Raw genomic sequence first — 14,696 nt, forward strand, 5'->3', positions numbered from 1 at the left:
GATGGTACTGCAGGGGGGACCCTGTGGGAGAGTAGGACGCCGCCGAACAATTCTTGGGAAAGGCCCACGCCGTATGGCGTGGGCCTTTCTGCATTCAGGGCGCCTTCCGATGCATCCCCGAAGCGCGGCGAAGCCGTAGCGGACCAGGGATCAGAGCCGGCCCGCCGCCTTAAGAGCCAGGTATGCGTCCGCCAGTGCCGGCGCCAGATCCTCCGGTGTCGCATCCACTACGGTCACTCCATGCCGACGTAGCTGCTCAGCGGTGTGCTGACGTTGGCTCTGGGCCTGAGCCGCTGCCGCGGCCTCGTACACCGCCTCCGTGCCTCCTCGTGCCTCGGCCATACGCGCGATGTGCGGGTCGGCCACCGACGCGACAAGAAGAGTGTGCCGTTGAGTGAGCTGTGGGAGTACGGGGAGCAGACCCTGTTCCACCGGGGCCGCGTCGAGTGTCGTGAGCAGCACGAGCAGCGAACGGCGGGGTGCCGTACGCAGTGCCGCCGCGGTGAGACCACGGGCGTCGGTCTCGACCAGTTCCGGTTCCAGCGATGCCATCGCGTCCACCAGGCCCGGCAGCACGTCTCCCGCCGAGCGGCCCTGGACCAGGGCCCGTACGCGGCGGTCGTACGCCAGGAGGGCCACGCGGTCGCCGGCTCGGGAGGCCAGGGCAGCGAGGAGGAGCGCCGCGTCCATGGAGGCGTCGAGGCGTGGTGCGTCGCCCACGCGCCCGGCGGAGGTGCGGCCGGTGTCCAGGACGAGCAGGATGTGCCGGTCGCGTTCCGGGCGCCAGGTGCGGACGGCGACGGCGGACTGGCGGGCGGTGGCTCGCCAGTCGATCGAGCGGGTGTCGTCTCCGGGGACGTACTCGCGCAGGCTGTCGAACTCCGTTCCCTCACCACGTGTCAGCACGCTGGTGCGGCCGTCGAGTTCACGCAATCGGGCGAGTTTCGACGGGAGATGCTTCCGGCTGGTGAACGGGGGCAGGACTCGTACCGACCAGGGCAGTTTGTGGGCGCCTTGGCGGGAGAACAGGCCGAGGGGGCCGTAGGAGCGGATCGTCACGCGGTCGGCCCGGTGGTCGCCGCGGCGGGTGGGCCGCAGTCTGGTCGTCACGCGTCTGCGTTCGCCCGGCGGGACGGTCAGTCGGTGGCGGGAGGCCTCGGTCTCGGTGCCGGGCAGCCAGCTGCTGGGCGGCCAGGCGTCCCGCAGCTGTGCCCGCAGGGTGCGGCGGGAGGGGTTGGTGATCGTGAGCGTGACGTCGGCGCTCTCGCCGAGACGGGTGGAGGTGTCGCCGGAACGGGACAGGACGAGCCGTCGTACAGGGGCGGCGAGCGCGTAGTCGCAGGCGCAGGCGAGGGCCAGCGGGCCGTTGACCGCGAGGATCCCCGTCCAGCCGGGTTCGAGGATGCCGACGGGGATCGAGCCGAGGGCCGCGAGGAGGGCGGCGCGTCCGGTGAGGGCCATCAGCGGGGGACCGGGACGTGGGCGAGGATGGCGTTGATGACGGAGTCTGCTGTCACGCCTTCCATCTCCGCCTCGGGGCGCAGCTGGACGCGGTGACGCAGGGTGGGCAGCGCGAGGGCTTTGACATCGTCGGGGATGACGTAGTCGCGACCCGTCAGCCAGGCCCAGGCGCGCGAGGTGGCCAGGAGGGCGGTGGCACCGCGCGGTGAGACACCGAGGGTGAGGGACGGCGACTCGCGGGTGGCGCGGCAGATGTCCACGACGTAGGCGGTGATCTCGGGGGACACGGTCGTCTTGGCGACGGCGGCGCGGGCGGCGTCCAGCTCGGCGGGGCCCGCGACGGGGCGTACGCCGGCGGCGCGCAGGTCGCGTGGGTTGAAGCCGGAGGCGTGGCGGGTCAGGACGTCGATCTCGTCCTGCCGGGAGGGCAGAGGGACCGTCAGTTTGAGCAGGAATCGGTCGAGTTGGGCTTCCGGCAGGGGGTAGGTGCCCTCGTACTCGACCGGGTTCTGTGTCGCGGCGACCAGGAACGGTTCGGGGAGCGGGCGGGGGGTGCCGTCGACTGTGACCTGCCGTTCCTCCATGGCTTCGAGGAGGGAGGACTGGGTCTTGGGCGGGGTGCGGTTGATTTCGTCCGCGAGGAGGAGGTTGGTGAAGACCGGGCCTTCCTGGAAGGAGAACTCGGCGGTGCGGGCGTCGTAGACGAGGGAGCCGGTGACGTCGCTCGGCATCAGGTCCGGTGTGAACTGGACGCGCTTGGTGTCGAGTTCGAGGGCGGATGCGAGGGCGCGGACGAGCAACGTTTTGGCGACTCCGGGGACTCCTTCAAGGAGAACGTGTCCGCGGCAGAGGAGGGCGACGACGAGGCCGGTCACGGCGGGGTCCTGGCCGACCACGGCTTTGGCGATCTCGGCGCGCAGGGCTTCCAGGGATGCTCGGGCGGTGCCCGCGTCCCCGGTGTTCCCGGCGTTGTCAGTGGTCGGGTCCATCATGAACGGCGTACCTCTCTTTCGAGGGCGTCGAGTTGGTCGGTCAGTGCGATGAGGGCCGCGTCGTCGGCGGGCGGCGGTCCGAAGAGGAGGGATTGCAGGGCCTGTCCGTCGCCGGAGAGATGGGCGGACAGGGCGGGGAGCAGGGCCTCGGGCGTGTGCGCTCGGGTGACGGGGACGCCGACGAGGGGGGCGAGGCGGGTGCGAGTGGCGGAGCGAAGAGCGGCGGCGGCGCGGTCGCGGGCGTTGGCCTTGCGGTAGAGGCGGGCGCGGCCTTCGGCGGTCTCGGAGGCACGGATCGCGACGGGGAGTTGTTCGGGCACGAGGGGGCCGAAGCGGCGTGCCCGCCAGAAGGCGGCGAGGACCGCTGCGACGAACAGCTGCAGGGTGCCCCAGAGCCAGCCCGAGGGGAGCAGGTCGAGGAAGTCCTTCCGGCCGTCGGGGCCGGTGGCCGAGGCATCGGAGAGCGAGGGGAGGTACCAGACCAGATGGGGGCGGGAGCCGAGGAGTTGGAGGGCGAGCGAGGCGTTGCCCTGCTTGTCGAGGCGGTCGTTGTAGAGGATGTCGGGCGCGCCGAGCACGACGGTGTCACCGCCCCGGGATGCCTCGGGGATGCGGAGCAGGGTGGCGAGGCGTGCGCTGAAGTAGCAGGAGTCGGCGTCGAGGCGGGTGGTGGTGTAGCGGATCCCGCCGGTGTCGGCGCTGCCCGCACGCCGGGCTTCGGGCAGGGTGCAGTCGGGGGCGAGTGTCGTACCGGGGCTCGTCGCGGGATCCGCGGCCACTCCCGGAACCAGCCGTTGTACGGACGGGCTGCCGGCCGCGACGAGGACGGTGCGTCCGCCGGAGGCCGCGGTGCCCTTGCGCAGCTGGTCTTGTTGACGGGGGGTCAGCAGGTCGGGTACGGCGACCAGGAGGGTGGTGTCGGGTCCTGCGGCGGCGCGTGCCGCGCCGAGCGTGGTGACCACGCGCGTGGAGACGCCCCGGTCGGAGAGGAGTTGGGCGATGGCGCGGCTGCCGTAGGGGTCGGCGGAGCGCGGGTCCAGTTCGCCGTGCCGGGCGGTGGAGCGTACGGCCGCCATGGCGACGGCCCCGGCCAGGACCAGTACGACAGCGAGCGCGATGCCTCGTGCGCGCGTCCACACCTGGCGGACGGTGGGCGCGGTGGAGGTCGTCGGCAGCGTGGCCCCGGCGGTCACTCGGCGGCCCCCTGGTGGGTGCTGTGGGCCGTGCCGGCGGTGCTGTGGGCGAGGGCGGGCCTGGTGCGTTCCAGGTCACGGTCGAGTTCGGCGATGCGGTGGTACGACTGCTCACTGGCCGTGCGTCCGCCGTATGTCACGTCGTCGAACTCGCGGGCCGCAGCGCGCAGCCGGTCCGTGTGCGCGGGCAGGGTACGGCCGGCTTCGTCGGCTGCTTCGTCGGCGGTGCGGCCGGGACGGACGTCGAGGAGGGTCCGCTCCTCCAGGGAGCGGACGATGGCCCGCATGCGTTCCTGCACGGCCTGGTTCCAGTGGCCCTGGGCGGCGTGCGCCTCGCTGGCCGCGCGGTGTTCGGCGGCGCTGCGGGGACGGTCGTCGAAGAGGACGGCGGCGGAGCTGGGTTGCCGGCGTGGGGTGCCGAGGCGCCACCACAGGGCGGCCAGGACGGCGACGACGAACAGGACGACGACGATCAGGCCGACCGTGCCGCCGGGTGTCGCCGAGGCGGCCGAGTTGAACAGCCGGTCGAGCCAGTGCCAGAACGCGTTCAGTGCGCGCTGGAACAGCCCAGGGTCGTTCTCGTGGTACATCCGCTTGGACAGCTCGCGGCGGGCCGCCTCCCGCGCGGGATCACGCGGGGTGGTCACGGGCGGCTCGTCTCCCGAACCGCCGGCTGCGCGGACGGCCGTGTCCGCAGCACGCAGCAGCCCTCGTACGACCGTTTCACCGGCGCTGGACGAGGCCGCCGCCGTGAGCACTCCCCCCGTGGGACTCACCGCATCAGCTCCCCGGGACGGGACCGGGGGCGCTGGTGCCGGGGGCCTGGACGCCGGCGGCGCGCGCCAGTTCGAGGTCGAGGGCCTCACGGCGGATGCGTTGGTCGATGTAGAGCAGCACGGTGACGCCCGCACTGATCGGCAGGGTGAGTGCGCTGCCGATCAGGGTGCCGATTGCCTGGATGACCAGGGTCGTCCAGCCGGGGTGTCCGCCGCCGGTGCCGAGCACGTCGTTGATGCCGTCGCCGCTCACCGCGACCCCGATGACGGTGAAGGGGATGGCGATGAGCGCCTGCACGATCCGGACGATGAGTCCGGTGAGCAGCAGGATGCCGAATGTGCGCCACCAGGAGCCGCGTACCAGCTTCGCGGAGCGGGTCATGGCTTTCACGATGCTCTGCCGTTCCAGCATGAGGGCGGGAGTGGACAGACAGAAGCGGACCACCAGCCACGTCGTGACGACGGCCGCTCCGAGGAGTCCCAGGGCCATCAGGCCCGCGCCCGCAACGTCGTCGCCGCTGAGGACCACGACGAGAATGCCGGGCACCGCCCCGGCGCACATGACTCCGACGACGATCAGTCCCAGCAGGAGGATCAGGCCGAACAGCCTCGGGAGCTGCGGGCGGGCGTCGCGCCAGGCCTCGCCGATGCTGACCGGCCTGCCGAGGACGGCGCGGCTGGTGATGGTCGTCAGCAGGGCGGTCGCGATGAGCATGGCGATCGTGGAGATCGCGGCGACGACGCCGGTGCCGGCCATGGCGTCGGGCAGGGCACGGAACACGTCGTCGGGGTTGGCATCGCGGCTGCCCAGTTGCATGTGTGTGAGGGCGTCGTTCAGGACGAAGCCCTGGACGAGGACGAGGGCGGTTGTCGTGAACAGAGCTACCCCGAGGGAGACGCCGAGCACCGTGCGCCAGTAGGTGCGCATGGTGGAGACGGCGCCGTCCAGGATCTCGCCGACGCCGAGCGGGCGCAGCGGGATGACACCGGGCTTGGCGGCGGGCGGGGGACCGCCCCAGCCGCCGCCCCAGGCTCCGTAGCCGCCGGGGATGCCGTAACCGCCGTAGCCGGCGGGCGGGCCTCCGTAGCCGCCGGGAGGGCCTTGGTGGCCGCCTCCGTGGCCGCCGGGGACCGGGCCCATGGGCGGGCCGCCCCAGCCCGGGCCGGGCGGCGGGGGCGGAGGGGTCTGGTTCGGGCTGGGGGCACCGGTGGGCGCGGACCACTGGCCGGGTGGCGGCTGCTCCTTGGACCACTTCACGCCTGGGCCCTGCGGGTTCGCATCCGGCTGCGGCGCGGGCGCGGTGTCGCCGGGGCGGTCGGCAGGCTCGGCGGGACCGGACGCGCCGGGTTCCCGCCCCTCGGACGACGGGGCGGATCCGGGCGAGGCCCAGCCCGGAGTGTCTGTCATCGAAGCTCCTTCTCGGTGCCCGTCCGCGGTCGCGGCGGCAGGTTGGCAGACATCGTGCCATGGGGTGGTCACCGGGGGACCGGCCGCGGTAGGCGCTGGATCCCTTCAATTGTCCGCCGGATCCGGGGCAGACTGACCGCATGGCTGATCAGCAGGCGCGAACCGACGGGGACAAGCGGCCGACCGAGATACCTGCGATCCGATGGGAGGAACCACCCGAAGGCCCGGTGCTGGTCCTGCTCGACCAGACGCGACTGCCGGCCGAGGAGGTCGAGCTGGTGTGCACGGACGCGCCGGCGCTGGTGGAGGCGATCCGTTCGCTCTCCGTGCGCGGTGCGCCGCTGCTGGGGATCGCGGGCGCGTACGGTGTCGCGCTCGCCGCCGCGCGTGGCTTCGACGTGGCCGAGGCGGCGGAGGCGCTCGCGGGCGCCCGGCCCACCGCGGTGAATCTGTCCGTCGGCGTGAGCCGGGCCCGGGCCGCGTATCAGGCGGCGCTGGCGAAGAGCGGGGATCCCACGGCGGCCGCCGCGGCGGCGCTGGCCGCGGCGCGCGCGCTGCACCGGCAGGACGCCGAGGCCAGCGCCCGGATGGCGGCGCACGGTCTGGCGCTGCTGGACGAGTTGCTGCCCGGCGGCGGGCACCGGATCCTCACCCACTGCAACTCCGGTTCGCTGGTGTCGGGCGGCGAGGGCACGGCCTTCGCGGTGGCTCTGGCGGCGCACCGCGAGGGGCGGCTGCGGCGGCTGTGGGTGGACGAAACGCGTCCGTTGCTGCAAGGTGCTCGCCTGACGGCGTACGAAGCGGCCCGCAGTGGCATGGCGTACACCTTGCTCACCGACAACGCGGCGGGTTCCCTGTTCGCGGCGGGTGAGGTGGACGCGGTGCTGATCGGGGCGGACCGGATCGCGGCCGACGGCTCGGTGGCGAACAAGGTGGGGAGCTATCCGCTCGCTGTGCTGGCGCGGTACCACCATGTGCCGTTCATCGTGGTGGCGCCGGTGACGACGGTCGACCCGGGCACCCCGGACGGGGCGTCCATCGAGGTCGAGCAGCGACCGGGATTCGAAGTGACCGAGGTCACAGCACCCCAGGTGCCGGTGACTGGAGCAGGAGGCGGGATTCCGGTGGCACCCCTGGGGACCCAGGCGTACAACCCGGCGTTCGACGTGACGCCGCCCGAGCTGGTGACGGCCATCGTCACCGAGGAGGGAGCCGTTTCACCCGTGACGGCCGAGGCTCTTGCGGAGCTGTGTGCCAGGTCACGCCAGGTAACGATTAGCTAATGGGATGATGTCGTTTATGAAGGGACGAGTCCTTGTCGTCGACGACGACACCGCACTGGCCGAGATGCTCGGGATCGTGCTGCGTGGTGAAGGTTTTGAGCCGTCTTTTGTAGCCGACGGCGACAAGGCGCTGGCCGCTTTCCGGGAGACCAAGCCCGATCTGGTGCTGCTGGACCTGATGCTGCCCGGGCGGGACGGCATCGAGGTGTGCCGGCTGATCCGGGCGGAGTCCGGGGTGCCGATCGTGATGCTCACGGCGAAGAGCGACACCGTCGACGTGGTCGTGGGCCTGGAGTCGGGCGCCGACGACTACATCGTCAAGCCGTTCAAGCCGAAGGAGCTGGTCGCCCGGATCCGGGCGCGGCTGCGGCGGTCGGAGGAGCCGGCGCCGGAGCAGCTGACCATAGGTGACCTGGTCATCGACGTGGCCGGGCACTCGGTGAAGCGGGACGGGCAGTCGATCGCGCTGACCCCGCTGGAGTTCGACCTGCTGGTCGCGCTCGCCCGCAAGCCGTGGCAGGTGTTCACGCGTGAGGTGCTGCTGGAGCAGGTGTGGGGCTACCGGCACGCTGCCGACACGCGGCTCGTCAACGTGCACGTCCAGCGGCTGCGTTCCAAGGTCGAGAAGGACCCGGAGCGGCCGGAGATCGTGGTGACCGTCCGTGGTGTCGGTTACAAGGCCGGGCCGAGCTGACATGTCCGGGGACAGCGCCGCTTCGGCTCCCGGCCGGTCCGGGGCCCGTCCGGGGCGGCCTGTCGGCCGGTCGGCGGGTGCGCGGCTGAGGGGTCTCTTCGAGGGCGGGCTGCTGGAGGGCGGAGTCCAGGGCAGCCCGGTCATCAGGCTGTTCCTGCGCTGGGTGCGCCGTCCGCTGCTGCCGGTGATGCGGCTGTGGCGGCGCAACATCCAGCTGCGGGTCGTCGCCACGACGCTGGTGATGTCGCTGGGCGTGGTTCTGCTGCTGGGCTTCGTCGTGATCGGGCAGGTGCGCAACGGCCTGCTGGACGCGAAGGTGAAGGCCTCGCAGAGCCAGGCCACGGGCGGCTTCGCGGTGGCCAAGCAGAGGGCCGACGAGGCGGCCAGTGGCGCCGCCACCGGCGCCGGTGCCGGTGCGGCCGCCGGGACGGGCACCGCCGACGGCACGGCGACCGTCGACGGCCGGCAGTCGCAGAACGTCATCCAGTGGATGAGTGACCTCGTGGAGTCGCTGTCCAGCGGCGGCGCGGGCGCCTTCGACGTCGTCACGCTGCCGGTCGGCGACGACAGCGGCGGCGGCCGCAGCCCGCGCGGTTCCGGGAACGTCAACCCGACCTCCAGCGTGCCCGCCGACCTGCGCGAGAGGGTCAACGGCAATATGACGGCCGCCCAGAGCTACACCCGGATCGTGTACTCCAACGGCAAGGAGTCGCAGCCGGCGCTGGTCATCGGCAAGCAGGTCAACGACCCCAACGGGCGGCCGTACGAGCTGTACTACCTCTTCCCGCTCACGCAGGAGGAGAAGTCCCTGAGCCTGGTCAAGGGCACGCTCGCGACCGCCGGGCTGTTCGTCGTCGTGCTGCTGGGCGCCATCGCCTGGCTGGTGGTGCGGCAGGTCGTCACACCGGTGCGGATGGCTGCCGGGATCGCGGAGCGGCTGTCCGCCGGGCGGCTGCAGGAGCGGATGAAGGTCACCGGCGAGGACGACATCGCGCGTCTGGGCGAGGCCTTCAACAAGATGGCGCAGAACCTCCAGGTGAAGATCCAGCAGCTGGAGGACCTGTCGCGGATGCAGCGCCGGTTCGTGTCGGACGTCTCGCACGAGCTGCGGACCCCGCTGACGACCGTCCGCATGGCCGCCGACGTCATCCATGAGGCGCGCGAGGACTTCGACCCGGTGACCGCGCGGTCGGCCGAGCTGCTCGCCGACCAGCTGGACCGGTTCGAGTCACTGCTCGCGGACCTGCTGGAGATCAGCCGCTTCGACGCGGGGGCGGCGGCGCTGGAGGCCGAGCCGATAGACCTGCGGGACGTCGTCCGGCGTGTGGTCAGCGGCGCCGAGCCGCTCGCCGAGCGCAAGGGCACGCGTCTGCGCGTGGTCGGTGATCAGCAGCCTGTCGTCGCCGAGGCCGACGCCCGCCGGGTGGAGCGCGTGCTGCGCAACCTCGTCGTCAACGCCGTCGAGCACGGCGAGGGCAAGGACGTCGTCGTCAGGCTCGCCGCGGCCGGTGGCGCGGTCGCCGTCGCGGTGCGCGACTACGGCGTGGGGCTCAAGCCGGGTGAGGCGACGCGTGTCTTCAGCCGCTTCTGGCGGGCGGACCCGGCACGCGCGCGTACCACCGGCGGTACGGGCCTCGGGCTGTCGATCGCCCTGGAGGACGCGCGGCTGCACGGCGGCTGGCTGCAGGCCTGGGGTGAGCCGGGCGGGGGTTCCCAGTTCCGGCTGACGCTGCCCCGGACCGCGGACGAACCGCTGCGGGGCTCGCCGATACCGCTGGAGCCCAAGGACTCGCGTCGCAACCGCGGTCTCGATGCCGCCGGGCTGCCCGGCGGAGGCGAGGAGAAGCGGGCGACCGTCCCGGTGCAGCAGGGTGGCACCCAGGCTCCGCCGCTGCCGCCGCGCGCCCCGATCGCGCCGCGGCTGGTCGCCACCGACCCGGCCGCGCTGCCGGGCAACGGCAACGGTGCGCGCGTGGTGCCCCGGCCCGCCGGCGGCACGCAGCCCGCGGACGGCAGGTCCGCCACACCTCCGGCGCCCGACACGGGCGCGGTCCGGCCGGAAGCGGCCCAGGCGGAGGACTCGACCGAGCCAGGGGAGGCATTTCGTGGGCGTTGACCGCACGGGGGGCGCCCGGTCCGGGCCGGGACGCGCGGTGGCCTGCGCCGCCTTGGGTGCCGTACTGCTGGCAGGCTGCGCCTCGATGCCCGACAGTGGTGACCTTCGGAACGTGGAGTCCACACCGCGGCAGGACACCCGGGTCCGGGTGTTCGCCATGCCGCCGGCCGAGGGTGCCGGGCCCGCCGAGATCATGCAGGGCTTCCTGGAAGCGCTGACCAGCGACGACCCGGACTACGACACGGCCCGCAAGTATCTGTCGTCCGACGCGGCGCGCCGCTGGCGGCCGGAGCGGTCGACGACGGTCCTCGCGGGCGGCCCGAGCATCGAGCCGGACTGCCGGGCGGGTGCGGAGCCGACCAGCAGCGTCACCTGTGTGCTGGCGGGCAGCCGGGTCGCGACCGTGGACGCGCGGCTGGCGTACGAGCCGGCCGGCGGCGCTTACCGCAAGAAGGTCCACCTCACGCGGAACCCCAAGGACGGCCAGTGGCGGATCGACGGGCTGCCCGACGGTGTCGTCATGGGCAAGTCGGACTTCCAGCGCAACTACACGTCCGTCGACAAGTACTACTTCGCCTCCGACACCACGGTCGGGTCGACGGGGCAGCCGGTGGCGGTCGCCGACCCGGTGTTCGTGCGCGGCAAGGTGGACCCGATGACGCAGATGGTCCGCTCGCTGATCGGCGGCGCCTCCCGCTGGCTCGGGCCGGTCGTCAGGTCCAGCTTCCCGACCGGTACGGCCCTGCAGAAGGACGTGTCGGGTCTGGCGCCGGACGACCAGAACAGGCTGACGGTGCCGCTGAACCTCAAGGCGTCCCAGGTCGCGGCGCGTCAGTGCACCGAGATGGCGACGCAGGTGCTGTTCACACTGCGGAACCTGGCGCCGACGCTGGAGTCCGTGCAGCTGCAGGGCGTCGGCGGGCACCGGCTGTGCGATCTGAGCGAGGAGCGCGCCGAGGCCGTCGCGTGGCGGGGGTCGGCCAAGAGCCCCGAGAACCTGTACTTCCTCGACGGCAAGCACCGGCTGGTGCGGATACCGACGGGAAGCACGAGCACCAACGCCGTTCCGGTGCCGGGTCCGCTGGGCGAGGGCGAGAAGGCGCTCGATTCGGTGGCGGTGTCGCGGGACGAGCACACCGCGGCCGGCGTCGGCGACCAGGGCAGGTCGCTGTACGTGACGTCGCTGGCGTCGGGCGGTTCGCTCGGGGACGCGCTGGTGACCAGCCAGGGTCCGGCCCCGGCCGACCGGCTGTCGACACCGAGCTGGGACGCCCGTGGCGACCTGTGGGTGGCCGACCGCGACCCGCACCACCGGCGGCTGTACCTCATGGAGCAGGGCGGCACCAAACCGCGGGAGGTCGCGGTCCCGGGCCTGTCCGGCCAGATCCTGGACGTGCGGGTCGCCGCCGACGGGGCGCGGATCGCGCTCGTCGTGAAGAACGGCGACAAGCGGTCCCTGCTCATCGGCCGGATCCAGCGCGACGACGGGACCGGGCAGGGTACGTCGGTCGTCGGACTGCGGTCGGCCGCACCCGACCTGGAGCAGGTCAGCGCCCTGTCGTGGGCCGGGGACAGCAGGCTGCTCGTCGTCGGGCGGGAGCAGGGCGGCGTGCTGCAGATGCGGTACGTCCAGGTCGACGGCTCCACGCTCGACGGGCCGGCGCCGGGGGCGCTCACCGGCGTGAAGTCGATCGCCGCGTCCGAGGACGAGCGGGTGCCGCTGGTGGCCTACTCGGAGGACGACGGGATCGTGCGGCTGCCGTCCGGGGTGCAGTGGCAGAAGGTGGACAAGGACGGGTCGGCACCGGTCTATCCGGGCTGAGTACCGCGCTGCGCACCGCCCGTTCCCCCGTGTGGGTGATGGGCGGTGTGCGGTTTTCCGGGTTGTCCACAGGTGGTTGTCCACAGGGGTGGCCGGGCGGCTTCGGTGTTGGCACAGTGGTGGACATGCGGGTGTGGTGGCGAGACCTCACCGACCTGGTGCTGCCGGCCGAGTGCGCGGGCTGCGGGGCACCTCGTACGGTGCTCTGTCCGCGCTGCCGGGCCGCGCTGTGCGGTCGCGTGCCGCGGCGGGTACGGCCGGTGCCGGAGCCGGCCGGGCTGCCGGTCGTGCATGCGGCGGCTCCGTACGCGCAGGAGGTGCGCACGCTTCTCCTGGCCCACAAGGAGCGGGGCGCGCTGGCCCTCACGGGAGAGCTGGGCAACGCTCTGGCGGCAGCGGTGCGGGCGGGGCTCGGCGGGGGCGGTGCCGATGCGGGCGCCGGGGGATTCGGGACCGTGCTGCTCGTCCCCGTGCCCTCCGCCCGGTGGGCCGTTCGGGCACGTGGGCATGATCCGGTGCGGCGGATGGCGCTCGCGGCGGCCGGGGAGCTGCGGCGCACCGGGACGCCGGCCAGGGTGGCCGCAGTGCTGCGCCAGCGGCGGCCGGTGGCGGACCAGGCCGGTCTCGACGCACGGGGGCGCCTTGCGAATCTCGCGGGTGCGCTGGAGGTGACGACGGGCGGCGGCCGGCTGCTCGGGGCGGGACACGTCGTGCTCGTCGACGACCTGATCACGACGGGCGCCAGCCTCGCGGAGGCGGCACGGGCCGTCCGGGACGTGGCAGAGGAGCGAAGTGGAGTGAGAACGACCGTGTACGGGGCCGTAACTCGGGAAGGAAGGGATGAACAACGGATCGGAGCACGGACGGAGCGTGAGAAGTGGGTGCACGGTGCACCGGAAAAGGCGTCGTCGAACGCCCTCGGGCATGCGCTCCGCGCGGCCGTGATCGCCGCTCCGCAGGATTCTTTCGAAATGAACAGGAACTGACCGTCGGCTTGCATCGTTGCAGGTAGTGACAGGGGTAATTCACCTGAACGGAGGTACGCCGGAGTAGAGGGTGACGACATCCGTCCGGGCGAGATATGTTCGGTTGTGAGGAAAGGCGCAGGCCACACCTCTCATATCGGAATGCCGTGCCACGGGTTTTCCGCAATCACCCGTGCTGGTGGGGTGGAGATCTCGCCCATGGGGGAGGAGGAGGTGGAAGTCACCGAGTCCGAGGTCCGGTGGTCACCGGGCCTGGTGCGAAAGGGAGAAGCTCCGCCGACCGAGCGGAGCGATCCGGGAACGGAGTTCTGCGTGGACATCGTCGTCAAGGGCCGCAAGACCGAGGTGCCCGAGCGGTTCCGCAAGCACGTGGCCGAGAAGCTGAAGCTGGAGAAGATCCAGAGGCTCGATGCCAAGGTGATCAGCCTCGACGTCGAGGTGTCCAAGGAGCCGAACCCCCGACAGGCCGACCGTTGCGATCGAGTGGAGATCACGCTCCGCTCCCGCGGTCCGGTGATCCGGGCGGAAGCAGCGGCCAGCGATCCGTACGCGGCACTCGACCTGGCGGCGGAGAAGCTGGACGCCCGGCTGCGCAAGCAGCACGACAAGCGTTTCTCGCGCCGAGGCGCACGCCGGATCCCGGCGGCCGAGGTTGCCGACCACGTCCCGGGCGCGGCGACGCTGAACGGCAACGGCCTTCCCGTCCACGAGGAAGAGACGGAGGGGGTGCCGACGAAGAAGATCGGCTCGCTGGAGGTCAAGGGTGAAGGTCCCCTCGTCGTCCGCGAGAAGACCCACGTCGCCTCCCCGATGAGCCTCGACCAGGCCCTCTACGAGATGGAGCTGGTCGGCCACGACTTCTACTTGTTCGTCGACGCGGAGACGAAGGAACCGAGCGTCGTCTACCGGCGACACGCCTACGACTACGGCGTGATCCACCTCAGCACGGACCCGATGGTCGCCGAGGCGCAGACCCCCGCGGCGGGTGGCACGCTGGGCGGCTGACATCCGGCCCACGCCGGTTTGGTGCCCCTGGAAGCGCGTGTGCGCCCCCAGGGGCACCTGTGTGCGACCACTTCACGCCCCGCACGTCACCTCTGTGTCGCCCGGGCATGAAATCATGGCCGGACCGGCCCAACCGGTGGGCCGCTGCCTTGGGTTGGCGATGGCACAGGATCACGGGCCACAGCCTCAGGGGGAGGAACGATGGCGGACACCTTCGGACCGATGCGGGACGAGGACGGCGAGGAGGGTGTCAGCGGCATGCGGCCGGACGCGGGCGCTTTGCGCGCGGAGCCGATCAGAGTCCTGGTCGTGGACGATCACGCCCTCTTCCGGCGCGGCCTGGAGATCGTGCTCGCGGCCGAGGAGGACATCCAGGTCGTCGGCGAGGCCGGCGACGGCGCCGAGGCCGTGGACAAGGCCGCCGACCTGCTGCCCGACATCGTGCTGATGGACGTCCGCATGCCCAAGCGCGGCGGGATCGAGGCCTGCACCTCCATCAAGGAGGTCGCCCCCAGTGCGAAGATCATCATGCTGACGATCAGCGACGAGGAGGCCGACCTCTACGACGCGATCAAGGCGGGCGCGACCGGATACCTCCTGAAGGAGATCTCCACGGACGAGGTGGCCACCGCCATTCGCGCGGTGGCCGACGGGCAGTCGCAGATCAGCCCGTCCATGGCGTCCAAGCTCCTCACCGAGTTCAAGTCGATGATCCAGCGCACCGACGAACGCCGGCTGGTGCCCGCGCCGCGGCTGACCGACCGGGAGCTGGAGGTCCTCAAGCTCGTCGCCACCGGGATGAACAACCGGGACATCGCCAAGGAACTGTTCATCTCGGAGAACACCGTGAAGAACCATGTCCGCAACATCCTGGAGAAGCTCCAGCTGCACTCCAGGATGGAAGCCGTGGTCTACGCGATGCGGGAGAAGATCCTCGAAATCCGCTAGCGGTAGCGCGTG

12 protein-coding genes are annotated in these 14,696 nt (G+C 72.0%); 7 read left to right on the plus strand and 5 right to left on the minus strand.

The window, feature by feature from the left end; genetic code table 11:
* Window positions 1-150: 150 nt before the first annotated feature.
* Genes ABT171_RS32010 through ABT171_RS32030 form a run of 5 tightly spaced genes read right to left on the minus strand, consistent with a single transcriptional unit; the run spans window position 151 to window position 5,830 of the window.
* Window positions 151-1,461, minus strand: coding sequence for a DUF58 domain-containing protein (locus ABT171_RS32010; protein ID WP_351249891.1), 1,311 nt, complete (start codon window positions 1,459-1,461; stop codon window positions 151-153).
* Window positions 1,461-2,450 (minus strand): AAA family ATPase, encoded by a 990-nt coding sequence (locus ABT171_RS32015; RefSeq protein WP_351249892.1) that lies wholly within the window; start codon window positions 2,448-2,450, stop codon window positions 1,461-1,463. Before ABT171_RS32015 ends, ABT171_RS32010 begins: the two co-directional genes overlap by 1 nt.
* On the minus strand, window positions 2,450-3,646 hold the full coding sequence (locus tag ABT171_RS32020; protein WP_351249893.1) for a DUF4350 domain-containing protein: 1,197 nt from the start codon (window positions 3,644-3,646) through the stop codon (window positions 2,450-2,452). The genes ABT171_RS32015 and ABT171_RS32020 overlap by 1 nt, the downstream gene beginning before the upstream one ends.
* Window positions 3,643-4,422: a DUF4129 domain-containing protein gene (locus tag ABT171_RS32025; RefSeq protein WP_503077282.1), complete on the minus strand. Its 780-nt coding sequence runs from the start codon at window positions 4,420-4,422 to the stop codon at window positions 3,643-3,645. Before ABT171_RS32025 ends, ABT171_RS32020 begins: the two co-directional genes overlap by 4 nt.
* A 4-nt stretch (window positions 4,423-4,426) precedes the next feature.
* Entirely contained in the window at window positions 4,427-5,830 is a 1,404-nt protein-coding gene (locus ABT171_RS32030) for a DUF7847 domain-containing protein (protein WP_351249894.1), read from the minus strand.
* Window positions 5,831-5,970: 140 nt separating this feature from the next.
* Here ABT171_RS32030 and mtnA point away from each other — a divergent pair, with 140 nt between their 5' ends.
* The 7 genes from mtnA to ABT171_RS32065 all read left to right on the plus strand — a co-directional run bounded on the left by mtnA (window position 5,971) and on the right by ABT171_RS32065 (window position 14,684).
* The gene (gene mtnA, locus ABT171_RS32035; protein WP_351249895.1) at window positions 5,971-7,113 is read left to right on the plus strand and encodes an S-methyl-5-thioribose-1-phosphate isomerase; all 1,143 of its coding nucleotides are present in this window, start codon (window positions 5,971-5,973) and stop codon (window positions 7,111-7,113) included.
* Between the two features lie 4 nt (window positions 7,114-7,117).
* Window positions 7,118-7,807, plus strand: coding sequence for a two-component system response regulator MtrA (gene mtrA / locus ABT171_RS32040; protein ID WP_191870552.1), 690 nt, complete (start codon window positions 7,118-7,120; stop codon window positions 7,805-7,807).
* Between the two features lies 1 nt (window position 7,808).
* Entirely contained in the window at window positions 7,809-9,923 is a 2,115-nt protein-coding gene (gene mtrB, locus ABT171_RS32045; RefSeq protein WP_351249896.1) for an MtrAB system histidine kinase MtrB, read from the plus strand.
* Window positions 9,913-11,745 (plus strand): LpqB family beta-propeller domain-containing protein, encoded by a 1,833-nt coding sequence (locus ABT171_RS32050; RefSeq protein ID WP_351249897.1) that lies wholly within the window; start codon window positions 9,913-9,915, stop codon window positions 11,743-11,745. The genes mtrB and ABT171_RS32050 overlap by 11 nt, the downstream gene beginning before the upstream one ends.
* Before the next feature lie 125 nt (window positions 11,746-11,870).
* Window positions 11,871-12,731, plus strand: a complete 861-nt coding sequence (locus tag ABT171_RS32055; protein ID WP_351249898.1) for a ComF family protein — start codon at window positions 11,871-11,873, stop codon at window positions 12,729-12,731.
* Between the two features lie 312 nt (window positions 12,732-13,043).
* A complete protein-coding gene (gene hpf / locus ABT171_RS32060; RefSeq protein ID WP_351249978.1) occupies window positions 13,044-13,736 on the plus strand; it encodes a ribosome hibernation-promoting factor, HPF/YfiA family in 693 nt (230 codons plus the stop codon).
* Window positions 13,737-13,937: 201 nt separating this feature from the next.
* Window positions 13,938-14,684, plus strand: coding sequence for a response regulator (locus tag ABT171_RS32065; RefSeq protein WP_351249899.1), 747 nt, complete (start codon window positions 13,938-13,940; stop codon window positions 14,682-14,684).
* Window positions 14,685-14,696: the final 12 nt, after the last annotated feature.

The organism is Streptomyces sp. NPDC001851 (genome assembly GCF_040297165.1).
GTDB lineage: Bacteria > Actinomycetota > Actinomycetes > Streptomycetales > Streptomycetaceae > Streptomyces.

Coding starts and splice junctions, on each gene's coding strand:
- ABT171_RS32015 (WP_351249892.1), bottom strand. CDS start 2,450: ATGGACCCGACCACTGACAACGCCGGGAACACCGGGGACGCGGGCACC.
- mtnA (WP_351249895.1), top strand. CDS start 5,971: ATGGCTGATCAGCAGGCGCGAACCGACGGGGACAAGCGGCCGACCGAG.
- mtrB (WP_351249896.1), top strand. CDS start 7,809: ATGTCCGGGGACAGCGCCGCTTCGGCTCCCGGCCGGTCCGGGGCCCGT.
- ABT171_RS32055 (WP_351249898.1), top strand. CDS start 11,871: ATGCGGGTGTGGTGGCGAGACCTCACCGACCTGGTGCTGCCGGCCGAG.
- mtrA (WP_191870552.1), top strand. CDS start 7,118: ATGATGTCGTTTATGAAGGGACGAGTCCTTGTCGTCGACGACGACACC.
- ABT171_RS32030 (WP_351249894.1), bottom strand. CDS start 5,830: ATGACAGACACTCCGGGCTGGGCCTCGCCCGGATCCGCCCCGTCGTCC.
- ABT171_RS32065 (WP_351249899.1), top strand. CDS start 13,938: ATGGCGGACACCTTCGGACCGATGCGGGACGAGGACGGCGAGGAGGGT.
- ABT171_RS32010 (WP_351249891.1), bottom strand. CDS start 1,461: ATGGCCCTCACCGGACGCGCCGCCCTCCTCGCGGCCCTCGGCTCGATC.